Raw genomic sequence first — 21,419 nt, 5'->3', positions numbered from 1 at the left:
AGAGATTGGCATAGCCCTGATTCTGCTGCCTATTTCTTAACTGGCTTATAAACAGTGCGATCAATGAGCCTGATCAGGTCGGAAGCATGCTGGAACACTTCCGAGTGGCCCATGAACAGCAGTCCGTCACGATCAAGCAACGGTACAAATTTCTGCAAAATCCGATACTGCGTCGGCTTATCAAAATAAATCATGACATTACGGCAGAAAATCGCATCAAGAGGTCCGCGCATCGGCCACTTGGGATCCAGCAGATTAAATGGCCTGAATGTAACCAAGTCACGCAATTCCTGTCGCACCCGGGCATAGCCTGAGGTACTGCTTTTCCCTTTGAGAAAAAATCTTCTGATTCTCTCAGAGGACATGGATTCCAGCCTGTCGAGGGGATAAACGCCCTCACGCGCTGCTGCCAGCACTTCGGTATCAATGTCGGTGGCAAGGATACGGACAGGGGGTTTCATTGAATTAAAGGTTTCCACCATGGTCATGGCCATCGAATAAGGTTCTTCCCCGGTAGAAGCCGCGCTGCACCAGAGTTTCACCGTGTGGCCAGGCTGACGTTTCTTCACATGCTCGGCCAGCATTGGAAAATGGTGAGCTTCCCGGAAGAACGATGTCAGATTGGTGGTCAGCGCATTGGTGAATGACTCCCACTCTACATCCTCGCTATCTCTTTCCAGGCGCTGCAAATAGTCGTTGAAATTGTTCGTCCCGGTTGCGCGCAGACGTTTCGAAAGACGGGTATACACCATCTCCTGACGATTCTCGGCCAGTGCGATGCCGGCGCGCGCATAAATCAGCTTTTTCACACATTCGAAGTCATGTGAGGAAAACGCGTACTCACGTGTATTGTGTTCACCCGAAGCACGTGCATTCATGGCAGATGACCGTCAGGTGAACAGAACCTGCTACCTGTCATCACCGTAATGATGACAGGCAGGGAATCCCCCCCCCACCTTACTTCGCGCACCTCTGCCACTTCAGGTTGTACGACCCCGGATTCCGTCATCGTGTATTGCATGTCTTTCCTCCCGTCATCAGCCCCGAATTTTGTCTTCGCAAGACCGCAAGTGCCGTTTAGCCGCAAATAAAGCGTGGTGAATAACGATTCAATGTCTCTATTACCGCCGCTACCGGATTGCTTCACGCCGATGGCACTCGCAAAAACGGCCAGGATTGAGCCAAGACGAATATTTTCATCGATCGGTGTCATCACAAGATCCGGTTTCAAAATTCTTCCCATCCCCCTTCGGTGCCGGCGGAAACCGATGCAACAGAGCTTCTGGTAGCTGCTTTCTTCCGGTTTCGGGTTTGTGGCAAGCGCTCGACGTTGGTTGCCCGGTTAGGGCTGCGCCGTTCGACGGATGGCGGGTTGTCCGTATGAGCTGCAGCCATTCCATGCTCCAGCTTGAACGCCGCTACTGCACGCGACAGTTGTTCTGCCTGTTCGCGCATGGATTCGGATGCAGCTGCCGCCTCTTCCACCAGCGCCGCATTCTGTTGCGTGATCTCATCCATTTGTGAAATGGCCTGATTGACCTGTTCGATCCCCAAGCTCTGCTCATGGGAAGCAGCCGAAATCTCGCCCATGATGTCGGTCACACGCTTGACTGACAGCACCACTTCTTCCATCGTCCTGCCAGCCTGATCCACCAGCTGGGTGCCGTCTTCCACCTTGTGCACCGAATTGCTGATCAGTCCCTTGATTTCCCGCGCCGCTGCCGCAGAACGTTGTGCCAGGGTGCGTACTTCAGTCGCCACTACGGCAAACCCGCGTCCCTGTTCACCGGCACGCGCTGCTTCCACCGCCGCATTCAGTGCCAGAATATTGGTCTGGAAGGCAATGCCGTCGATCACGCTGATGATGTCGACAATCTTCTTCGAGCTGTCGTTGATCGCGCTCATGGTCTGTACCACCTGACTGACGACCTCACCGCCTTTCACGGCCACATCGGAAGCCGAAGCCGCCAGCTGGTTGGCCTGGCGAGCATTGTCCGCGTTCTGTTTTACCGTCGAAGTCAGTTCCTCCATGCTGGCAGCGGTCTTCTCCAGGTTGGCTGCCTGCTGTTCGGTACGTTGTGAAAGATCGGTATTCCCATCGGCAATCTCTTTCGAAGCTGTGGTGATCAGTCCGGCTGCATCCTTGATCTGTCTGACAATGCTGGCAAGTTGATCCACGGTCGAATTCGAATCATCTTTCAACTTGCCCAACATACCTTGATAGTCATGGGTAATGTGCATGGTCAGGTTACCCTGTGCCAGAGCCTCCAGCATGGTAGCCATCTCATCTAACCCTTGTGAAGTGCTCTCCATCAGCCGATTGATTCCTTCTGCCAGTTGCCGAAAAAAACCTTCCTTACCAGCCAACACCAAACGCTTGCTGAAGTCACCCGCCACACCCGCCTGAACGATTTCCATGACTTCCTTTTCGACTGTCAGCTCCTGAGTACGGTCACGCCATTCAACCACAGCACCTGCCCGTTCACCCGATTCGCTGGTAACCGGCATCAACAGCAGTGAATACGTCCGCTCTCCGATTCTGACGTTATCGATCTGTTGCTGCCCGGCCAGATCTCTCAATCGACTTTGCAATGATTCGCATACATCCACTTCATTGGCTTCATTGACCAGAATTTCCTGCACCATCCGGTTCATGAAAATGATCGTTCCGGTGTTATCAGCAATCATGACCGCAGAAGTTGCGATATCCAGCGCATTACGTACCCGCAGATTCTCGATGTTCATCCGCTTGGTTTCGGTGAAATCGATTCCCGCACGAATCTGCATGGATTTGAGTGCTTCGGTCAGCCGCCCGATTTCATCATTACGCTCGAGGAGGATCTGGCTGGTGTAATCACCCTGCGCCATTTTATCCAGGTGATGAATCATGGTATCCACCGGCTGGCGAATACAGCGATACAGCAGCACACCCATTCCACCTGCCAGACAGACACTCAACCCCATCCCGGCAAACGCCAGATTCAGCTGGCCCTGCATCATCAGCCAGGCAGAACCCGCCATGACCAGCAAAGGTACCGCACCAAACCCGGTGATCCGGGTTTTCAGGCTGAGATGGCGGAATTTCTCGCGCAATGACCCCAGCCAGCTATTTGCAACTATCTCTCCGGCAACGATCTGCACCTTTGCCGTACCCTCACGCATCTGGCGATAGAGCGTCTCGGCTGCCTGAATCTGATCACGCGTTGGTTTGCTGCGCACAGACATGTGTCCGGTCACCTTGCCATGTTCCCTGATGGGTGTCACATTGGCATATACCCAGTAACAGCTGCCATCCTTGGAACGATTTTTGACCATACCGCTCCACGGCCTGCCCCGTTTGAGCGTATTCCAGAAATCTGCAAAGGCTTCCGGCGGCATATCCGGATGGCGGATGATGTTATGCGCCTGTCCGACCAATTCCTGCTCTGTAAAGCCGCTCATTCGGATGAAGGGCTCATTGATATAAGTAATGACCCCCTTGGCCGTGGTTTTGGAAACGAGAAACTCTCCATCCCGCATTTCCCGTTCCACATTGGTAACTGGCATATTGACTCGCATGATCTCGCTTTCTTGGTAAGTTACGTTATTGACAGAAATACTGTTTTATCGGCATCAGCCGGATTGATTGGCGTTCTCCTCCTTCATATAAAAAATATTGCAGGCTGTACAATTCAAAATTTTGTCTTTGCAAGTCATGTAGTCACGTGGCAATCCAGTGCTGCTGCTACCGGACTGCTTCATGCTCAAATTATTTTGTAGTGACGAATGTTTTATTCTGTTTCAGAACTCTTCCCAGTCACCATCCGTACCGGTTGGAATGGAGGAGGATGCACCCGGGGAAGCAGTTTTCCTGTGGCCTTTTACTTGTTGCGGCAGGCGTTCGACGTTGGTTGCCCGGTTGGGGCCGCGCCGCTCGACGAATGGCTGGCTGTCCGTATGAGCTGCAGCCATTCCGTGCTCGAGCTTGAATGCTGCCACTGCACGGGATAGTTGATCCGCCTGTTCGCGCATGGATTCGGAAGCCGCAGCCGCTTCTTCCACCAGCGCCGCATTCTGTTGCGTGATCTCGTCCATTTGTGAAATGGCCTGATTGACCTGTTCGATTCCCAGACTCTGTTCCTGCGAAGCAGCCGAAATCTCGCCCATGATGTCCGTCACGCGCTTGACTGATAGCACCACTTCTTCCATCGTCCTGCCGGCCTGATCAACCAGCTGGGTGCCATCTTCCACCTTGTGCACCGAATTGCTGATCAGTTCCTTGATTTCCCGCGCCGCTGCCGCAGAGCGTTGTGCCAGCGTGCGTACTTCGGTTGCCACCACGGCAAACCCGCGTCCCTGTTCACCGGCACGCGCCGCTTCCACCGCCGCATTCAGTGCCAGAATATTGGTCTGGAAGGCAATGCCGTCGATCACACTGATGATGTCGACGATCTTCTTGGAACTGTCGTTGATCGCGCTCATGGTCTGTACCACCTGACTGACGACCTCGCCGCCTTTCACGGCCACATCGGAAGCCGAAGCCGCCAGCTGGTTGGCCTGACGGGCATTGTCCGCATTCTGTTTCACCGTCGAAGTCAGCTCTTCCATGCTGGCAGCAGTTTCTTCCAGATTGGCCGCCTGCTCTTCCGTGCGTTGTGAAAGATCCGAATTACCGTCGGCAATCTCTTTCGATGCGGTGGAAATCAGTCCGGTTGCATCCTTGATCTGTCTGACGATACTGGCAAGCTGTCCCACGGTGATATTGGCATCATCCTTCATCGTGGCAAACATTCCCTGGTACTCTCGTGTGATCTTCTGCGTCAGATCACCCTCCGCCAGCGCATCCATGATACGGATAACATCCTCCAGACTAGTTTCGCAAGTCTGCATCAACTGGTTGAGGTTGCTAACCATGGCATGGAAATCATGCTGGTATTTATCGGCCTTGCCACGCCGGGAAAAATCACCCGCCGTCGCCCCTTCCACCAGGTATTTGATTTCACCGTTGATCGCCTGCAAACTGGCTTTGACCTTATCCATCGTTTCCGTAACTTTTGCCTTCTCACCAGGTAACCTGTCCATATCCACTGATAGATCACCCTGCGCATAGCGTGCAACGACTTCAACCACCCGCATTTTGACGGCGATGTGCGCTTTCACCAGTTCATTGATCGAATTGGCTATTTCACCGTAACTGCCGGGAAACTGACTTGCCGGAATACGGTAACTGATCGCCCCGGCGTCATGCTGCTGACTCATTTTTTGCTGGGCAGACATGAAACCGTTCAGCACTTCCACCATCTTCGTCATCGATTGCAGCAACCTGGAAATTTCATCACGGCCAGTCACTTCGATGCGCTGATCCAGCCGGCCGTTGGCAATGCCATCCGCTACCTCCATCGCCTGATTGATCGAACGGCTGACGCCACGGATCAGCACGAATCCCACCCCGCCCGCCAGCAGAATTCCCAGCACGGTCAGGGTAATCGTGGTGGCAAAAATAATAGAAGTCATTGCCTGTAACTGTTCATATTCCTGTGCCGTCACGCTTTCCTGCAGACCGATCAGTTGCATCAATGAGCCATGTACTGCCTCATATTTGGGGCCAGCGTCCTGCAGGGTAACTTCTACCGCTGCATCGAAATTGCCATTGATCGCATGATTGAGCGTCTGGTTGCGCGCTGCCTGGTAAACCTTCCATTGTTCAGTAAAACGTCCGGCCAGTGACTGTTCTTCCGGGGTCATGTAGGTCTGGGTGAATTTTCGCCACAATTCGTTGATTTTGGCATCCTCGTCGACTACCTGCGCGGCACGCTGCCTGGCAACGCCGGTATCGCGCAAATTGGTTACCAGTAACGCATACATGCGCACTTGCAGCAGGCTGTCCAGTATTTGCGAGAAATGACCAAGCACCACCACCCTATCCTGATAAATCGTTTCCAGCTTTGTCTTGGATTGATACAGGCCGTACAACCCGACGGATCCCACACTGATCAGTGCCAAAGACAGCAGGCCGACTATAAAAATCAGCCGTGATTTGATCGTCATGTTCTGCAACATTTCTGCTCCCGATAAAGTAACTTGTTTCCCAAAATAAATACTGTGCACCCGTCACAGCCACTGATTTCTACAACTATTTGCCTGTCTGTTCCAGCAGACCCATTTCCGAACTGCTCATGAGCTTCTCGATATCCACCAGAATCAGCATGCGTTCTTCCATGGTGCCAAGTCCGATGATGTATTCGGTATCGATCACCCCGCCAAACTCCGGGGCGGGGCGCAAATGTTCGGTATCCAGATTGATCACATCGGATACACCATCCACCACGATGCCGATGACACGCCCGGACAGATTCAGAATGATGACCACGGTGAACTGATCGTAGAGGGCCTCACCCAGATTGAATTTGATACGCATATCGACGATCGGGACGATGACACCGCGCAGATTGATGACCCCTTTGATGAATTCGGGGGCGTTGGCAATACGGGTGATGGCGTCGTATCCGCGTATTTCCTGGACTTTGAGTATCTCGATACCGTATTCCTCTTTCCCCAGGCGAAAAATCAGGAATTCACTGCTGGCAAGATTTCCAACCGGGTTAAGCGATTCACCGGCGGCTGCGGCTTGTGTCAACAACATGGTTTGCTCCTCAGTAATGTGCACAATCGGGTAGCAGTTTTAACGGCCTTCCCCACAGAAATTTGATCAATTTATTACGCTGCATGGATCATTCTCTGTTTTGTGACATTGACCAGTCCCACAGCGTCGAGGATCAGAGCAACACTGCCATCGCCCATGATAGTGGCACCCGAAACTCCCGCTACGCGGCGATAGTTGCTTTCCAGACTCTTGATCACCACCTGATGCTGGCCGACCAGCGTATCGACAAACATGGCAGCCTTGCTGCCTTCGGCATCGAGGATCACCAGAATGCCCTCGTGGATATTTTTGACAGTCGGTTCCAGATTGAAAATTTCATGCAGGGCAATCACCGGCAAGTATTCTCCGCGCACCTGTACCACGCGCCCCTGACCTTGTATGGTGCGGATATCCTCTGCGGCAGGTTTGAGTGATTCGGTAATATAGGTCAGCGGGATGATGAACATCTGATCACCCACAGCAACCGACAATCCATCCAATATGGCGAGCGTCAGCGGCAGACGGATCGAGATCCGGGTGCCCTGTCCGGTAATCGAATCGATTTCCACCCGTCCGCCAAGCCCTTCGATATTGCGTTTGACCACATCCATGCCCACACCACGACCGGAGACATCCGTCACGACATCGGCAGTGGAGAAGCCAGCTTCGAAAATCAGCATCCACACTTCCTGATCGGTCATGTTTTCGTTGACAGGCAGGCTACGGCTTTGTGCCTTGGCCAGGATTTTCTCCCGGTTCAGTCCGCCGCCGTCATCCGCCACCTCGATGATGACGCTTCCCCCCTGGTGAGAAGCACGCAGGGTAATCGTGCCGCGCGCCGGTTTACCCAGCTCCCTTCTTTTTTCCGGTGTTTCGATACCGTGATCGAGACTGTTGCGGATGAGATGCGTCAGCGGATCGGTAATTTTTTCAATCAGCCCTTTATCCAGTTCGGTACCTTCACCTACGGTTTTGAGATCGACCTGCTTGCCGAGCTTGGAAGCGACATCTCTCACTACACGCGGGAATCGGCTGAAGACGAAACTGATCGGCATCATACGGATCGACATGACAGCTTCCTGCAGGTCGCGCGTATTACGTTCGAGCTGGTTGAGGCCGTTGAGCAGTTTTTCGAAAATGACCGGATCGATCTGACTGGCAGTTTGCGCCAGCATGGCCTGGGTAATGACCAGCTCACCTACCAGATTGATCATCTGATCCACTTTCTCGACACTGACACGAATGGAAGAAGATTCGCTGTTTGCTGAGGACTGCTCTGCCGATGATTTCGAGCGCGGTGCGCCGGCAGTTGCTCCTGCGGGTTGCTTCGCCCCGGAACTCACGAGACTGACAGGAACAGGACTGGCAGCATTGGACAGGACGGGTGTTATGGTTTCTTCTTTCTCCTCCTGCACCTCAACAACTGTTGCAGCTGTCTGATCGATGGCAGGAGGGTGTTTCTGTTCACATTCGATCACCGGTTCGGGAACCACTGCAGCCAATGGCGAATCATCCGCAATTTTTCCAGCGATCTCGATGGACAAGCTGGTCGGATCCACTAAAAATGCCAGCGATTCCCAGACATCTTCCTCACTGATCTGCGTGGAAAGCTGCAATGTACAGACCGTTTCATTGCCCGGTTCGGTCAGGTTTTTCAGTTGCCCCTGCCGTGAGAGATCGGCCAGCAGTTTTTCCATGACCGGCCGGGCAAGGTTCGTGCAATCAAATTCGATCCGGTAGGTGGCTGCATTTTCCGGAACGGAAACCGGTTGAGCTACTGCCACGGACAGTTCTGCAACAGCGACCGGTACAGCAGCACCGACAGCGCTGGCAGATTCTTCCACCGATGCAGATTCGATGGTTTCAGACAGACATTCAGACGGCGTATGACTGCTGCCGGTATCCCTCTCCAGCTCTTTCAGTTTGCGATTGACCGCTTCCACTTCCGCCGGATCGGCTGAACCGTTGCCCTTGTGGCCGTCGAGCTGGTGTTTCAGCACGTCCCGGGCATGCAGGAAAGCATCCACCATTTCAGCGCGCAGTTCGAGCTCATTCCTGCGCAATCTGTCCAGCAGGGATTCCAGCACGTGGGTGAGTTCTGCCATATCGGTAAAACCGAAGGTTCCCGCTCCACCTTTGATGGAATGGGCCACACGAAATATCGCATTCAGATCTTCCGGATCAGGCGACAGAATATCCAGCCTCAGCAGGCGTGTTTCCATTTCTGCCAGCAATTCACCTGCTTCCTCAAAAAATATCTCGTAAAATTGCTCGAGGTCAGTGCTCATAAGGGCTCCTGTCTTAAATTTGCAACAGATTACTGCAGCAAAACAAGTATGTAATTTCAAACAGATTGATAAACCGGCTTCATTTCTGCTGATTCCAAAGCCGGGTACAATACGCAATGACAGCCATTTCCATCCTCCCCGCTCTGAAAACCGGAAAAATGGCAGCACATAACGGCGAAAAAAGAAATCAGGCAGGCGTCTGAACGACAGGAATTCACGTTGCGACCAAGGTACGTTCCCTTGTAATATCCTCACTCGTAAGACGTTATTTATATTTCGGAAATTCGAGCAACAAGTTGAGCAAAAATAAAAATGACAAACCACACTTACGTCATCCGGCAACAGGACAGAAATGCAGCTATCAGCTTCATCGATAATCAGCTGAATCAAAACCACGCGTGGCTCAATGAAACCGAATCTCAGCGGGCGATCGCCGGGCAGGAATATCTGCAGGCCAGGACCGACCCGGCCAGTTTCAATGCGTGGTGCCAGAAGTGGCTGAATGAAAGCCAATGGGCAGAAATCAAACAGGCTATCTGTATAGCCAAAGACCGGCAGGAAACAAGATTGCGATACGCTGCTGAGCCGCATAAAACCATCAGCGTGACCCATCGCGCGTGGAAAATTCTTTCCGAAATCGCGCTGCAGGAGCAGCTCACCCTGTCTGAAGTCATCGTCAACCGGTTGAGCGGCAATGATGCAACCGCCTGTCCACCCGCCAAATCGCGCTATAATCTGACCAGCTGATCTGCCACCGGATGTACTCTCAACCATCCGGCGGCAGGCATACCCGCCCTGCACTGATAGCAGGCCATGTTGACAATCCGTTTCTGTAATGATCACTCAGTCTTCACTATTGACTTACCCCCTGGCTGGCTGTCTGAATCGTCTGGCCAATAAATCAAGCCAGGTGAAACAGCGGTTACAGACTCATGCGAATGAAACCGTATGTTTCCGTATCGACTCTCTGGCCAGCCTGTCTGTCACGATTACGCAGGACGGCCATTTCACGACAGCCGCCAAAGATACGCAAGCTGCGGTCATTCTCGACATAGCGGCCGAGCTCATCCCCCGCATTGCTTCCGGCGAGATGGCCGCGTTCGATAAAATCATCATCTGCGGTGATCCGGAACTGGCAGATACTCTGCTTTACATGGGCAAGATCTTTCAGGCGGGAATCGAAGAAAATCTGAGCTCGGTCATGGGAGATGTGCTTGCCCGGCGGGCAACCTTGACCGGACAGGAGCTGGTACGCTGGCATCTGGGAAGCATCCGCAATCTGTCGCGAGCACTGGGTGAATTCCTGAGCGAGGAGCAGCCGGTAACCGCGAGCAGAAATCGGTTCCATCAGCTTGCTTCCGAGGTTGAATCACTGCAGCGGCGGATTTTACGACTCGAGAAGCGGATTACCGCACTCGTTCCATCGTTTTCTTCGATTGCGGGCAATCTGCCCCGGACTGGCCGATGACCGAGAATCGTATGACGCAGTGCTGTGCTGCGTGCCACACTGACACCGGCCTCGTTTGCCGGTAATTTCACTGACCGGTCAACTGCCTCATGCGTTTCTTCCGCCTGCTCAAAATCATCCTGATCGCTTTTCGTTTCGGTCTGGATGAAATCCTGTTCACTCAAGTTCGCCTGCGCATACTCAAGGTATTCTCGGCTTTGCTGCCATTCCGCTCACGGCTCCAGCTGCCGCGCGCGGTCAGGTTGCGTCTGGCGCTGGAAACACTAGGGCCTATTTTCATCAAGTTTGGACAGATGCTGTCCACTCGCCGGGATTTACTTGCCCAGGATTTTGCCGAGGAACTGGCACTGCTGCAGGATCGGGTACCCCCCTTCCCTTCGGAGCAGGCAGTCCAAATTCTGGAAACCGTCTACGGCAGACCGGTTCATGAGGTTTTTCTCGAATTCGATATCAAACCGGTCGCCAGTGCATCGGTTGCCCAGGTGCACTATGCGGTACTGCATGATGGCACACGCGCTGCTGTCAAGATCCTGCGGCCGACCATCGCGCCGGTCATCGCACATGATGTGGCACTGATGGAAACCGGCGCCTGGTTGCTCGAATCCATCTGGCCGGATGGTAAACGGCTGAAACTGCGTGAGGTGGTGGCAGAATTCGCACGGCATCTGGGAGATGAGCTCGACCTGATCCGGGAAGCAGCCAACTGCAGCCAGTTACGGCGTAATTTTCTGGATTCTCCTCTACTGCTGGTACCGGAAGTGTACTGGGATTACTGCCACACGGAAGTCATGGTGATGGAACGCGTCGTTGGCACTCCCATCAGCCATGTCGCCTCGTTGCGCACACAGGGAATCGATATTCCTCAACTTGCCCGCATGGGAGTGGAGATATTCTTCACTCAGGTATTCAGAGATGGCTATTTCCATGCCGACATGCATCCTGGCAATATCTTCGTTGGCAGTGACGGGCGCTACATCGCCGTGGATTTCGGCATTATGGGCTCGCTGAGTGATCAGGATAAAAACTACCTGGCACAGAATTTCCTGGCTTTTTTCCGCCGCGATTACCGTCGTGTGGCGCAAACACATATTGAAGCAGGTTGGGCACCGAGAAATACGCGCGTGGATGACTTCGAATCTGCTATTCGTGCCGTCTGTGAACCGATTTTCGACCGGCCGCTGAAAGAAATCTATTTTGGCCGTGTGCTGCTGCGTCTGTTTCAGGCTTCGCGCCAGTTCAACGTGGAAATCCAGCCCCAGCTCGTTCTGCTGCAGAAAACCTTACTCAATATCGAAGGACTGGGTCGTGATCTGGACCCGGATCTCGATCTCTGGAAAACCGCCAAACCCTTTCTGGAAAACTGGATGGCTGAGCAGGTCGGCCTGCGCGGGCTGGTTACCCATCTCCAGAAGGAAGCAACCAACTGGGCAGTCATTCTGCCGCAGTTTCCCCGCCTGCTGCACTACAACCTGAGCCAGGAACGCGCCCAGAATCTGGAAGACAGACTGGCCCAACTGGTCGCACAGGAGAAACGGCAAAGCAGATTGCTGATGTTGCTTGCACTGTTACTGGCAGGACTACTACTTGCCCAGATATACCTCTGAACGAGGCTGAGAAACTCCGAATCCCAGTCTTTACTGTCATTCATATAAAGGCATTCAGAGTTTCCCAACCCGGCAGAATCAAATTTGTTAAAATCCGGCTTTTTGGAATAAAGTCATGGCGTTACTCGAGTTGCGCGACGTTACCCGGCGTTTTGGCGACTTCACCGCAGTAGACTGCGTCAATCTGTCGATCGAGGCAGGCGAGCTCTTCACCTTACTGGGTCCGTCCGGCTGCGGAAAAACGACACTCCTGCGCATGATTGCCGGGTTCGATGTACCTGATTCCGGCCAAATATTGCTGGATGGACAGGATATCGCCAACACTCCGCCCGAGAAACGTCCTATTCATACGGTCTTTCAGAGCTACGCCCTGTTTCCGCACATGACAGTAGCGGACAATGTTGCTTTCCCATTGAAGATGTCGGGAAAGACACCTGCCGAAATCAAAAAACGAGTAGAAAAAGCACTGGAAGAAGTACAACTGTCCAGATTCACACACCGTTTTCCGCATGAACTGTCCGGCGGACAAAAGCAGCGGGTGGCATTTGCCCGCGGGTTGATCAACCGGCCACGCCTGCTGCTGATGGATGAGCCGCTCGGCGCCTTGGACGCAAAGCTGCGGGAAGATATGCAACGGGAGCTGATCAGCCTGCAAAAAGAGGTCGGCATCACTTTCGTTTTTGTCACTCACTCGCAGGATGAAGCGCTGGCGCTATCGCAGCGAATTGCTGTCATGAATCAGGGGCAAGTCGAGCAGATCGGTGAGCCTTCCGTAATTTACAGCCACCCGGCCAATCGCTTCATTGCCGACTTCATCGGTAAGATCAATCTGATGGCAGCACGGGTAACACAGGTTTCCGACAACGACATGACGCTGGAAATCGACCAGCTCGGCACCACCACACTCCCACTCAAACAAGGTATCAAAACCGGAGATCAGGGCGTGATGGCAATCCGCCCGGAACAAGTGAGCGTACATGCACTGGCCAGGCATGCGGAACTGCCCCATGCCCATACCGGCAAAGTGCTCGATTTTCTCTATGTTGGCGATGTCACCACCTATATCGTCGAACTGGATTGCGGTATCCGCGTGGAAGCCCTGCTGGCGAACTCCTCACCCGGACGCGCGCGTTTCTTTGAAGTGGGTGATCCGGTCATCGTCAGCTGGACACGGGAAGCCGCCCAATTTCTGATGAACTGAACATGAACAGACTTCGCCTGACACGCTGGCTGGTAAGCCTGCCACCGACACTGTTCCTGCTGCTGTTCTTTGTGGTACCCAGCCTGCTCATGATCGTGACCTCTTTCCGCTACCCGGGTGAATTTGGCGGGCTGGCACCTCTATCAGTGCCGGCAACGGGTCTCGCAGAAGAGGGTTCCGGCTTGTACGGTCTGACACTCGAAACCTACCGTTTCTTTTTCAGCGATATCCTGTACGCAGAAATTTTCCTGAAATCATTCGCGGTTGCAACGGCCACCACCTTGATCTGCCTGGTCATGGCTTACCCGGTCGCCATGCTGATCGCCCGGAGTGCAAAAAAATACCGCAATCTGATGGTACTGCTGGTGGTATTGCCATTTGCCAGCAACTTTCTGATCCGCATCTATGCCTGGATGATCATTCTCGGGCCGGAATCGACATTCAGCCACCTGATCAACAGCGTACTCGATGTGCTGGGTTTAGAACCGGTCATGCTGCTGTTTTCTCCCTTTGCTGTGCTGGTAGGCACGGTGTATGTGCATCTGCCGTTCATGATCCTGCCGCTCTACACCAATCTGGAAAAACATGATCCGGTATTGCTCGATGCAGCCCAGGATCTCGGTGCGAACCGCTGGCAGCGATTCTGGCGGGTGACCTGGCCACAATCCCTGCCGGGTGTGTTTTCCGGTTCGGCACTGGTATTCATCCCGGTACTCGGCATGTTTGCCATACCGGATATCCTGGGTGGCACCGGTGACATCCTGATCGGCAACCTGATCAAGGATCAGTTCCTCGGTACGCGCGACTGGCCGTTTGGCTCTACCCTGTCCATCATGCTCACGCTGGCGGTGCTGAGTGTGGCCGGCCTGGCCACCTGGTTCGCCCGTTCCCGCACTGCTTCCAGCAATTAATTCACTGACATGAAACGTAATAATCTGACATTGTGGCTTGCAGCCATCCCGGTTTATGCATTTCTTTATATTCCGCTGATTGTCGTCGTGGTGTATTCGTTCAACGATTCCCGTCTGAATGCGGAATGGGTGGGCTTTACGCTGGACTGGTACTACAAACTGTTCAATAACGGCGAAATGCTGCTGGCCGCCCGCAATTCACTGATCATTGCGATTACCGCAAGCCTGCTCGCCACCGTACTGGGAACCATGGCCGGACTGGCGATTCACCGCTACCGGCTCAAAGTACTGCCGATACTCGCCTTTACACCCATCGCCATGCCGGAAATCCTGCTGGGAGTTTCGCTGCTGCTGTTTTTCCTGCAGGTGCTGAACCTGACACTGGGTATGGTTTCAATCATCATTGCCCACACGACCTTCTGTATCGGTTTTGTCGCCATCATCGTTCGTGCCCGCCTGCAAGGTATGGATGACAGCATTTTCGAAGCAGCGCGCGATCTGGGCGCAACTCCCTGGCAAACGTTCAGGTTGATCACCCTGCCGCTGATCATGCCTGCCGTGGCCGCCGGCGCACTGATGTCGTTCACACTGTCGATCGACGATTTCGTCATCACCTTCTTCACCAAGGGCGTCGGTGAACCGATTCTGCCAATCCAGATCTACACCATGATCAAAATTTCAGTGACACCTGAAGTCAATGCGATTTCCACGCTGCTGATGCTACTGACGCTTGCCTTGATCATTCTCGCCAATCGGCTCGATGCCGGCGCACTGCGCGGAGAATAACAGTGAAAGCGAGCATCATTCGATCGTATTTCGTCTGTCTGCTGATCAGCATACTTGCTGGATGTACTTCCGGGAGCGGATCCGGAGATAATCCATCCAATCAGCAGGATAACGTTCTGCGGCTGTTCAACTGGAATAACTACATCAGCCAGAAAACAGTCGAACGCTTCGAACAGATGTGCCAGTGCCGGGTCACACAGGACTATTATTCCGATAATGAGGAATTGCTCGCCAAACTGGCGGCCGGCGCAACCGGTTATGATCTCCTCGTTCCGACGGGTGATGCCATGGATACACTGATCCGGCAGGGCGCGCTGAGGGAGCTGGATAAATCAAAGATCCCCAATCTGAAAAATATCGATCCCGGCTACCTGAAAACCAAATTTGATCCGGACAACCGCTATTCCGTCCCGTATGCGAATACCATCACCTTGCTGGGATTCAACCGCGAAAAAATTACCGGGCTGGGATTACCCACCGATAGCTGGGCAATCATCTTCGAGCCGGAATATCTGAAAAAAATCAAAGGACGCGTGACAGTACTCGACAGCCAGCGCGAACTGCTGGCCGCTGCACTCAAATATCTGGGTTACTCCGCCCATGACACTGATGAAGCCCATTGGCAGCAGGCCAAAACACTGATCATCCGCGCAAAACCCTACTGGGCCGCTTTCAACAACACCAGCTATATCCGTGAACTGGCAGTTGGCAATCTGTGGGTTGCTCACGGCTATTCGAACGATATGTTCCAGGCTGCACAGGATGCAAAAAAAACAGGGCGCCAGTTCAGTATCGATTTCGTCATTCCGAAGGAAGGTGCAGTATTATCGCTCGACAGCATGGTGCTCCACCGCAGCGGACACCGTCCCGATCTGGCACACCGCTTCATCAATTTCATGCTGGAAGGTGAAAATTCCGCCGAGCTGACCAACCTGACCGGCTCTGGCAACCCCAATCTGGATGCCAGACCCCATATCCATCCCGAAATCATTGCCAACCCGGCCATTTTCCCGGATGCAGCACAATTTTCCCGGCTGGAAATGCTGGAAGATATCAACCACACCCAACGCCGGCTGCTCAGCCGGATATGGACAGAAATCAAATTGAGGTAAAGGGCATGACCTACTATCAGCACCACGTTTTCTTTTGCATCAATCAGCGCGCCAATGGCGAACGCTGCTGCAACGACCACCACGCCCAGGAAATGCGCGATTACGCCAAGGCACGTATCAAGGAGCTCAAATTGAGCGGAAAAGGGAAAATACGCATCAACAACGCCGGCTGCCTCGATCGCTGCAGCGAAGGCCCGGTCATCGTCATCTACCCGGAAGAAGTCTGGTACACCTATGTCGATCAGGAAGATATCGATGAAATCATTGAATCTCACCTGCAGAACGGAAAAATCGTTGAACGACTGAGAATATGATCATCTCATACCGTACGGATGTATCCTCCCATACCACTCCGAGACAGCCGCTGTGTGACAAAATGATCATGATTATTTCTTGCTTGAATATTCTGGCCGGCAATGATGATGATCTTTTTACCCATCAACTTTTTATCCCTTTACACCTGCCTCCTTTACTAATCCAGGAAACAATCCTGGATTGAACAGATAGCGGTTCAGGAAATCACGCGCTGTAAATACGGCACCCGGCATTCACTCATCATCCGGTAAACCGCCCTATACTATAATTGTCTGTCATGAAACAGTCATCTGTTACAGGGTTTATCATCCATGCCGAATGAACAGAAACGCTTCGTAACCGGTCCGGCCGGTCGACTGGAAACCGTTGTCACGCTGCCGGAGGGGGCGCCGCGCGGTCTTGCCATCGTGGCGCATCCACATCCGCTTTATCAGGGCAGCATGGATAACAAGATCGTCTACATCCTCAGCCGGGCTTTCATCGAACAGCAGTACATCACGGTGAAATTCAATTTCCGTGGCGTGGGCGCGAGTGAAGGCAGTTATGCCGAAGGAAAAGGGGAGATCGAAGATGTCATGGCTGTTACTCAGGCCATGCGTGAGCAGTACGATACCGGACCGGAACCGCTGCCGCTGACACTGGCCGGTTTTTCATTCGGCGGTGCTGTCCAGGCACACGTTGCACAGCAGTTGAAGCCCTCCAGGCTGGTACTGGTCGCACCATCAGTGGAACGCCTGCAGGCCCCGCCTGTGGTCGATCATGCCCGGCATATCCTGGTCATTCAGGGTGATCAGGATACGATCGTGCCGCTTCAGAGCATACTGAACTGGGCAGCTCCACAAACGCTTCCGGTGACTGTCATTCCCGGTGCCGAGCATTTCTTCCACGGCAAGCTGCATGTCCTGAAAAACGTCATTCTGCAGAGCTGCAGTATCAGCCAAGCGGCAACCAGTCTCTACCCGTAAGGAAATCAGTATAGAGCTTCGCTTCCGGGCTGCCCGCCGCGGGTGACCAGTCGTAACGCCATTTGACGACAGGCGGCAGCGACATCAGGATGGATTCGGTACGCCCTCCCGACTGCAAACCGAACAGCGTTCCGCGATCCCATACCAGATTGAATTCCACATAACGGCCACGGCGATACGCCTGAAAATCCCGTTCACGTTCGCCATAGGGAAGATCGCGGCGCTTTTGCAGAATCGGAACATACGCTGCGAGGAAATGATCACCGACACTTCTGGTCAGGTTGAAGCAAGTGGCAAAATCCGGCTGGTTGAGGTCGTCAAAAAATACCCCGCCAATTCCGCGTGGTTCCTTGCGGTGTTTCAGATAAAAGTATTCATCACACCATTTCTTGAAACGCGGGTAGTACTCTTCACCCGAAGGCTGGAGTGCATCCTTGCAAGCCTGATGAAAATGGACAGCATCTTCTTCAAAACCATAGTAAGGGGTGAGATCCATCCCGCCGCCAAACCACCACACCGGCTCCGCTCCTTCTTTGGTGGCTGCAAAAAAACGGACATTCATGTGGACGGTAGGCGCATAAGGATTACGCGGATGCAGCACCAGCGAAACACCTGCTGCTTCAAATGCTCTGCCGGCCAGTTCGGGCCGGGCTGCAGTGGCCGAGGCGGGCAGCCCCTTACCGAACACATGCGAGAAATTGACTCCCCCGCGTTCCAGTACGTTGCCTTCCTCGATCACACAACTGGTCCCTCCCCCGCCTTCCGGGCGGTCCCAGGTATCACGGCGGAACGACTGGCCATCGACCTGCTCCAGTCCAGTCACAATTCTGTTCTGCAAATCAACCAGGTAATCCTTGACCTGTGCAAAATTCATATTCCCTCCCCATGTAATATGCTGTTCACCAATCGGTTTTTTCAGCCAATTCTACCTGCACAACCCTGAATTGGCACGCTGAAACCACGCTGACAGGTGGCCCCCAGCCCATCTCCCCGCTTTGGCTTATGTTAGACTTTGCGTTTCCCCGTTCAACCAAGGATTTGTCATGTCTGGCAACAGCATCGGAAAACTGTTCAGTGTCACTTCATTCGGTGAGTCTCACGGTCCGGCAATCGGCTGTATCGTAGATGGATGTCCGCCTGGATTAACCTTGTCGGTCGAAGACATCCAACAGGAACTGGATCGACGCAAACCCGGCACTTCCCGGCATGTCACACAGCGACGCGAGGCGGATCGGGTAGAGATACTCTCAGGCGTATTTGAAAACACAACGACGGGCACACCGATCGCCCTGCTGATCCGTAACGAGGATCAACGCAGCAAGGATTACAGCAAGATCATGGATGTTTTTCGCCCCGGCCATGCAGACTACACCTACTGGCAGAAATACGGCATCCGCGACTACCGGGGAGGAGGCCGTTCATCCGCACGGGAAACGGCTGTACGGGTGGCCGCTGGCGCCATCGCCAGGAAATGGCTGCAACAGCGCTATGGTATTGTCATCCGGGGTTACATGGCACAGCTCGGCTCGATTGCCATTCCCTTCAAAAGCTGGGATGTCGTCAATCAGAATCCGTTTTTTGTTGCAGATAACGATTATGTTCAGAAACTGGAAACATTCATGGACAGCTTGCGCAAATCAGGTAATTCAGCGGGCGCCAGAATCAATGTCGTGGCGGAAGGCGTACCGGTCGGCTGGGGTGAGCCGGTTTATGACCGGCTGGATGCCGATATCGCTTACGCCATGATGAGTATCAATGCGGTCAAGGGTGTGGAAATCGGGGCCGGATTCAACAGCATTACTCAGAAAGGGACCGAACACTCGGATGAGATCACCCCGGAAGGTTTCCTGAGCAACAATGCCGGCGGGATTCTGGGTGGAATTTCCAGCGGCCAGCCGGTTGTTGTCAGTGTGGCGATCAAACCCACATCCAGTATCCGTCTGGCACGACGTTCGATCGACAAGGCAGGAAATCCTGTACTGGTCGAAACCCATGGCAGGCATGATCCCTGTGTCGGCATCCGGGCAACTCCCATCGTGGAGGCTATGCTGGCCATCGTGCTGATGGATCATGCCTTGCGTCACCGCGCACAAAATGCGGATGTCGTCTGCTCTACTCCCAGGATTCCCGGAAGCACCACAAACCAGATACATCCAGTAGAGATGCAGGCCAGTGCTCCCCGGGCGGAAGATCCTGAACCGGATGAATCATCGTAATTTCGTAAAAAGAAGGCTCGCTATAGAAAGGCTTTGAAAAATATTTCAAAGCCTCATATTCAGTAATACCAGTAATTGCCCCGCCAGGTTCCCAGGTAGGGATAGCCGTAGTACCACCTCTGATAAAAAACAGGCTGCCAGCGATTGACCCACCGGTGGTAAATTTCACCTGATCTGCGTTCTTCCGATGCAAAAGCAGCCGCTTCCACGAGCAACTGCTCGGATTCCTTATCCCCTCTGCTCGCAGCGATACGTAACCACTTTTCCGCTTCACGATAGTCTGCGCCCATTTCTTCAAGCCCCGTCAGATACAGGCGGCCCAGTGCCTTTTGTGCATTGAGATCGCCCCTTTCTGCTGCCTCACGCATCCACTGTAATGCCTGATAGCTATCCTGACGCACCCCATCTCCCCGGAAATATCGAAGGCCGAGATCATACGCTGCACGCGGATCCTGGCGGGCAACATCCTCAAGCACCCTGATCCTGGCTTCTTCATCCGAAGAAGCGGCAGATGAATGATTAGAAACATAGTTACCGGAACGATCTGAACAACCGGAAGAATCACAAATTCGCGACAGATCCTTTTGGGGTGAAGATGTCGTACAAGCCATCAGGATCATACTGAAAATAAGCGATAAAATGATTTGTATATTCACTTTCTTACATTCCTTTCATATATCATATAAAGATCGAATTTGAACATGAGTAACAATAAACCAAGCTAATAAAAATAGCTTTTAATTTTATGAAAGGGAGTCATTTTATGAAAAAAAATAGCAGTTCAATTCGATCTTTAGTAGCAATATCCATTTGCATACCTTTTTTCACAGGATGTGCAAACGTAACGACCGGCACCGGCGGTACAGCCGTTACCGGTGCGGCTGCAGGAGGTGCCAGTGCGGGTGCCAATGCCGATCTGGAACGTTGTGATAAAACACTGGGCACACTTGCTGTCGATGACGGCAGGGAAGCAAACTGGTACCACAGTTTTGGCAGTGCTACCAGCATTACCACAATCGAACCACTCATTCGGCTTGCGGTTCAGCAATCAAACTGCTTCGTGCTTACTTCCATCGGTAATGCACGGACAGATAGCCGCCTTTCCCGTATTACCGATATGCAGCGTAACTCTGGTGAATATCGTGCCGGCTCGAAACAGCAAAAAGGACAACGTGTCGCTGCAGATTACTATATGGAGCCGCAGATCATCATCGACAATGATTCGACTGGAAAAGTCGGTGCTGCAATCGGAGGAGCATTCAACCCATTAGTCGGTGCACTGGCTGGCGCGCTTGAAACCAAGGTTTCCGTCGTCACACTGTCGCTGTTCGACATTCGTTCCAGTGTCCAGATTTCCATCTCGGAAGGAAGCTCAACCGCCAATAACTACGGCGCTGCATTGGGTGGATTTGGTGGTGGTGCAGGCGGCGCCCTGGGTGGTTTCTCACGTACTCCCGCAGGCAAGGCGACAGTCGCTGCTTTTTTCGATGCTTATAACGGAATGGTACGAGCACTCAAACATTATGAAGCACAGAAGGTAGAAGGAGGATTAGGACGCGGAGGAGCACTCAAGGTCAACTGATTCTCGTTTTTCAGGATAATCAGATATATCCGGGAAAAATAAAAAATCTCCTGATGTGTAGTAGTTGAGATCTGATCTGACAGTTACCCGATTTGACGAGTGCCTGTTAGATCAGATTCAGTTATTCAATTCGGTAATTTTATCGTCCCATATCTCCTTAGCGTCAATTAAAGTTTGCATCGGGGTGCGTCCACAGCACATTTTTCCCTGGTGAGTCCGCACACTGTTGTAGTACGCCATCCAATCATCCAGATCGTGTTGTAACTCTTCAATGGACTGGTAAATCTTGCGCCGGAATGTCACCTGGTAGAACTCCTGCAAGATGGTTTTGTGAAAGCGTTCGCAAATA

20 protein-coding genes are annotated in these 21,419 nt (G+C 53.0%); 11 read left to right on the top strand and 9 right to left on the bottom strand.

Going from position 1 to position 21,419, the window contains the following annotated elements; all coding sequences use genetic code 11:
• Positions 1 to 29 precede the first annotated feature (29 nt).
• From B5D58_RS09725 to B5D58_RS09700, 6 genes are all read right to left on the bottom strand, one after another.
• Entirely contained in the window at positions 30 to 878 is an 849-nt protein-coding gene (locus tag B5D58_RS09725) for a CheR family methyltransferase (RefSeq protein WP_011112399.1), read from the bottom strand.
• The gene (locus tag B5D58_RS09720) at positions 875 to 1,213 is read right to left on the bottom strand and encodes a hypothetical protein (RefSeq protein ID WP_041356808.1); all 339 of its coding nucleotides are present in this window, start codon (positions 1,211 to 1,213) and stop codon (positions 875 to 877) included. Before B5D58_RS09720 ends, B5D58_RS09725 begins: the two co-directional genes overlap by 4 nt.
• Before the next feature lie 14 nt (positions 1,214 to 1,227).
• The gene (locus B5D58_RS14370) at positions 1,228 to 3,558 is read right to left on the bottom strand and encodes a methyl-accepting chemotaxis protein (protein ID WP_011112401.1); all 2,331 of its coding nucleotides are present in this window, start codon (positions 3,556 to 3,558) and stop codon (positions 1,228 to 1,230) included.
• A 222-nt stretch (positions 3,559 to 3,780) separates the two neighbouring features.
• Positions 3,781 to 6,039: a methyl-accepting chemotaxis protein gene (locus tag B5D58_RS09710; RefSeq protein ID WP_011112402.1), complete on the bottom strand. Its 2,259-nt coding sequence runs from the start codon at positions 6,037 to 6,039 to the stop codon at positions 3,781 to 3,783.
• A 73-nt stretch (positions 6,040 to 6,112) separates the two neighbouring features.
• The gene (locus tag B5D58_RS09705; RefSeq protein WP_011112403.1) at positions 6,113 to 6,622 is read right to left on the bottom strand and encodes a chemotaxis protein CheW; all 510 of its coding nucleotides are present in this window, start codon (positions 6,620 to 6,622) and stop codon (positions 6,113 to 6,115) included.
• A gap of 74 nt (positions 6,623 to 6,696) precedes the next feature.
• Positions 6,697 to 8,910: a chemotaxis protein CheW gene (locus B5D58_RS09700; protein ID WP_011112404.1), complete on the bottom strand. Its 2,214-nt coding sequence runs from the start codon at positions 8,908 to 8,910 to the stop codon at positions 6,697 to 6,699.
• A gap of 312 nt (positions 8,911 to 9,222) precedes the next feature.
• Here B5D58_RS09700 and B5D58_RS09695 point away from each other — a divergent pair, with 312 nt between their 5' ends.
• From B5D58_RS09695 to B5D58_RS09655, 9 genes are all read left to right on the top strand, one after another.
• Positions 9,223 to 9,657, top strand: a complete 435-nt coding sequence (locus B5D58_RS09695) for a hypothetical protein (RefSeq protein WP_011112405.1) — start codon at positions 9,223 to 9,225, stop codon at positions 9,655 to 9,657.
• 88 nt (positions 9,658 to 9,745) lie between these two features.
• Positions 9,746 to 10,378, top strand: a complete 633-nt coding sequence (locus B5D58_RS09690; RefSeq protein WP_011112406.1) for a ubiquinone biosynthesis accessory factor UbiJ — start codon at positions 9,746 to 9,748, stop codon at positions 10,376 to 10,378.
• Between the two features lie 89 nt (positions 10,379 to 10,467).
• Positions 10,468 to 11,982 (top strand): ubiquinone biosynthesis regulatory protein kinase UbiB, encoded by a 1,515-nt coding sequence (gene ubiB, locus B5D58_RS09685; protein ID WP_011112407.1) that lies wholly within the window; start codon positions 10,468 to 10,470, stop codon positions 11,980 to 11,982.
• Positions 11,983 to 12,097: 115 nt separating this feature from the next.
• Positions 12,098 to 13,183, top strand: a complete 1,086-nt coding sequence (locus tag B5D58_RS09680) for an ABC transporter ATP-binding protein (protein ID WP_011112408.1) — start codon at positions 12,098 to 12,100, stop codon at positions 13,181 to 13,183.
• Between the two features lie 2 nt (positions 13,184 to 13,185).
• Positions 13,186 to 14,094 carry an ABC transporter permease gene (locus B5D58_RS09675; RefSeq protein WP_011112409.1) on the top strand — a complete coding sequence of 303 codons (909 nt, stop codon included), beginning with the start codon at positions 13,186 to 13,188 and terminating at the stop codon, positions 14,092 to 14,094.
• A 9-nt stretch (positions 14,095 to 14,103) separates the two neighbouring features.
• Entirely contained in the window at positions 14,104 to 14,880 is a 777-nt protein-coding gene (locus B5D58_RS09670; protein ID WP_011112410.1) for an ABC transporter permease, read from the top strand.
• 2 nt (positions 14,881 to 14,882) lie between these two features.
• Positions 14,883 to 15,992: an ABC transporter substrate-binding protein gene (locus B5D58_RS09665; RefSeq protein ID WP_011112411.1), complete on the top strand. Its 1,110-nt coding sequence runs from the start codon at positions 14,883 to 14,885 to the stop codon at positions 15,990 to 15,992.
• 5 nt (positions 15,993 to 15,997) lie between these two features.
• Positions 15,998 to 16,306: a (2Fe-2S) ferredoxin domain-containing protein gene (locus tag B5D58_RS09660; RefSeq protein WP_011112412.1), complete on the top strand. Its 309-nt coding sequence runs from the start codon at positions 15,998 to 16,000 to the stop codon at positions 16,304 to 16,306.
• A 312-nt stretch (positions 16,307 to 16,618) separates the two neighbouring features.
• On the top strand, positions 16,619 to 17,272 hold the full coding sequence (locus tag B5D58_RS09655) for an alpha/beta hydrolase (RefSeq protein ID WP_011112413.1): 654 nt from the start codon (positions 16,619 to 16,621) through the stop codon (positions 17,270 to 17,272).
• Here B5D58_RS09655 and hemF read toward each other — a convergent pair.
• On the bottom strand, positions 17,241 to 18,146 hold the full coding sequence (hemF, locus tag B5D58_RS09650) for an oxygen-dependent coproporphyrinogen oxidase (RefSeq protein ID WP_011112414.1): 906 nt from the start codon (positions 18,144 to 18,146) through the stop codon (positions 17,241 to 17,243). The genes B5D58_RS09655 and hemF overlap by 32 nt on opposite strands.
• A gap of 169 nt (positions 18,147 to 18,315) precedes the next feature.
• Here hemF and aroC point away from each other — a divergent pair, with 169 nt between their 5' ends.
• The gene (gene aroC, locus B5D58_RS09645) at positions 18,316 to 19,488 is read left to right on the top strand and encodes a chorismate synthase (RefSeq protein WP_011112415.1); all 1,173 of its coding nucleotides are present in this window, start codon (positions 18,316 to 18,318) and stop codon (positions 19,486 to 19,488) included.
• Positions 19,489 to 19,547: 59 nt separating this feature from the next.
• Here aroC and B5D58_RS09640 read toward each other — a convergent pair whose 3' ends face one another.
• The gene (locus B5D58_RS09640) at positions 19,548 to 20,144 is read right to left on the bottom strand and encodes a tetratricopeptide repeat protein (protein ID WP_011112416.1); all 597 of its coding nucleotides are present in this window, start codon (positions 20,142 to 20,144) and stop codon (positions 19,548 to 19,550) included.
• 107 nt (positions 20,145 to 20,251) lie between these two features.
• On the opposite strand from B5D58_RS09640, the gene B5D58_RS09635 reads away from it, so the two are divergent.
• On the top strand, positions 20,252 to 21,070 hold the full coding sequence (locus B5D58_RS09635) for a hypothetical protein (protein ID WP_011112417.1): 819 nt from the start codon (positions 20,252 to 20,254) through the stop codon (positions 21,068 to 21,070).
• A 117-nt stretch (positions 21,071 to 21,187) separates the two neighbouring features.
• On the opposite strand, the gene B5D58_RS09630 is transcribed toward B5D58_RS09635, so the two are convergent.
• A partial coding sequence (locus B5D58_RS09630; RefSeq protein ID WP_143779566.1) for an integrase core domain-containing protein occupies positions 21,188 to 21,419 on the bottom strand: 232 nt, incomplete at its 5' end.

Source organism: Nitrosomonas europaea (genome assembly GCF_900167395.1).
GTDB lineage: Bacteria > Pseudomonadota > Gammaproteobacteria > Burkholderiales > Nitrosomonadaceae > Nitrosomonas > Nitrosomonas europaea.
This window is presented reverse-complemented; position numbering and strand designations above follow the sequence as displayed.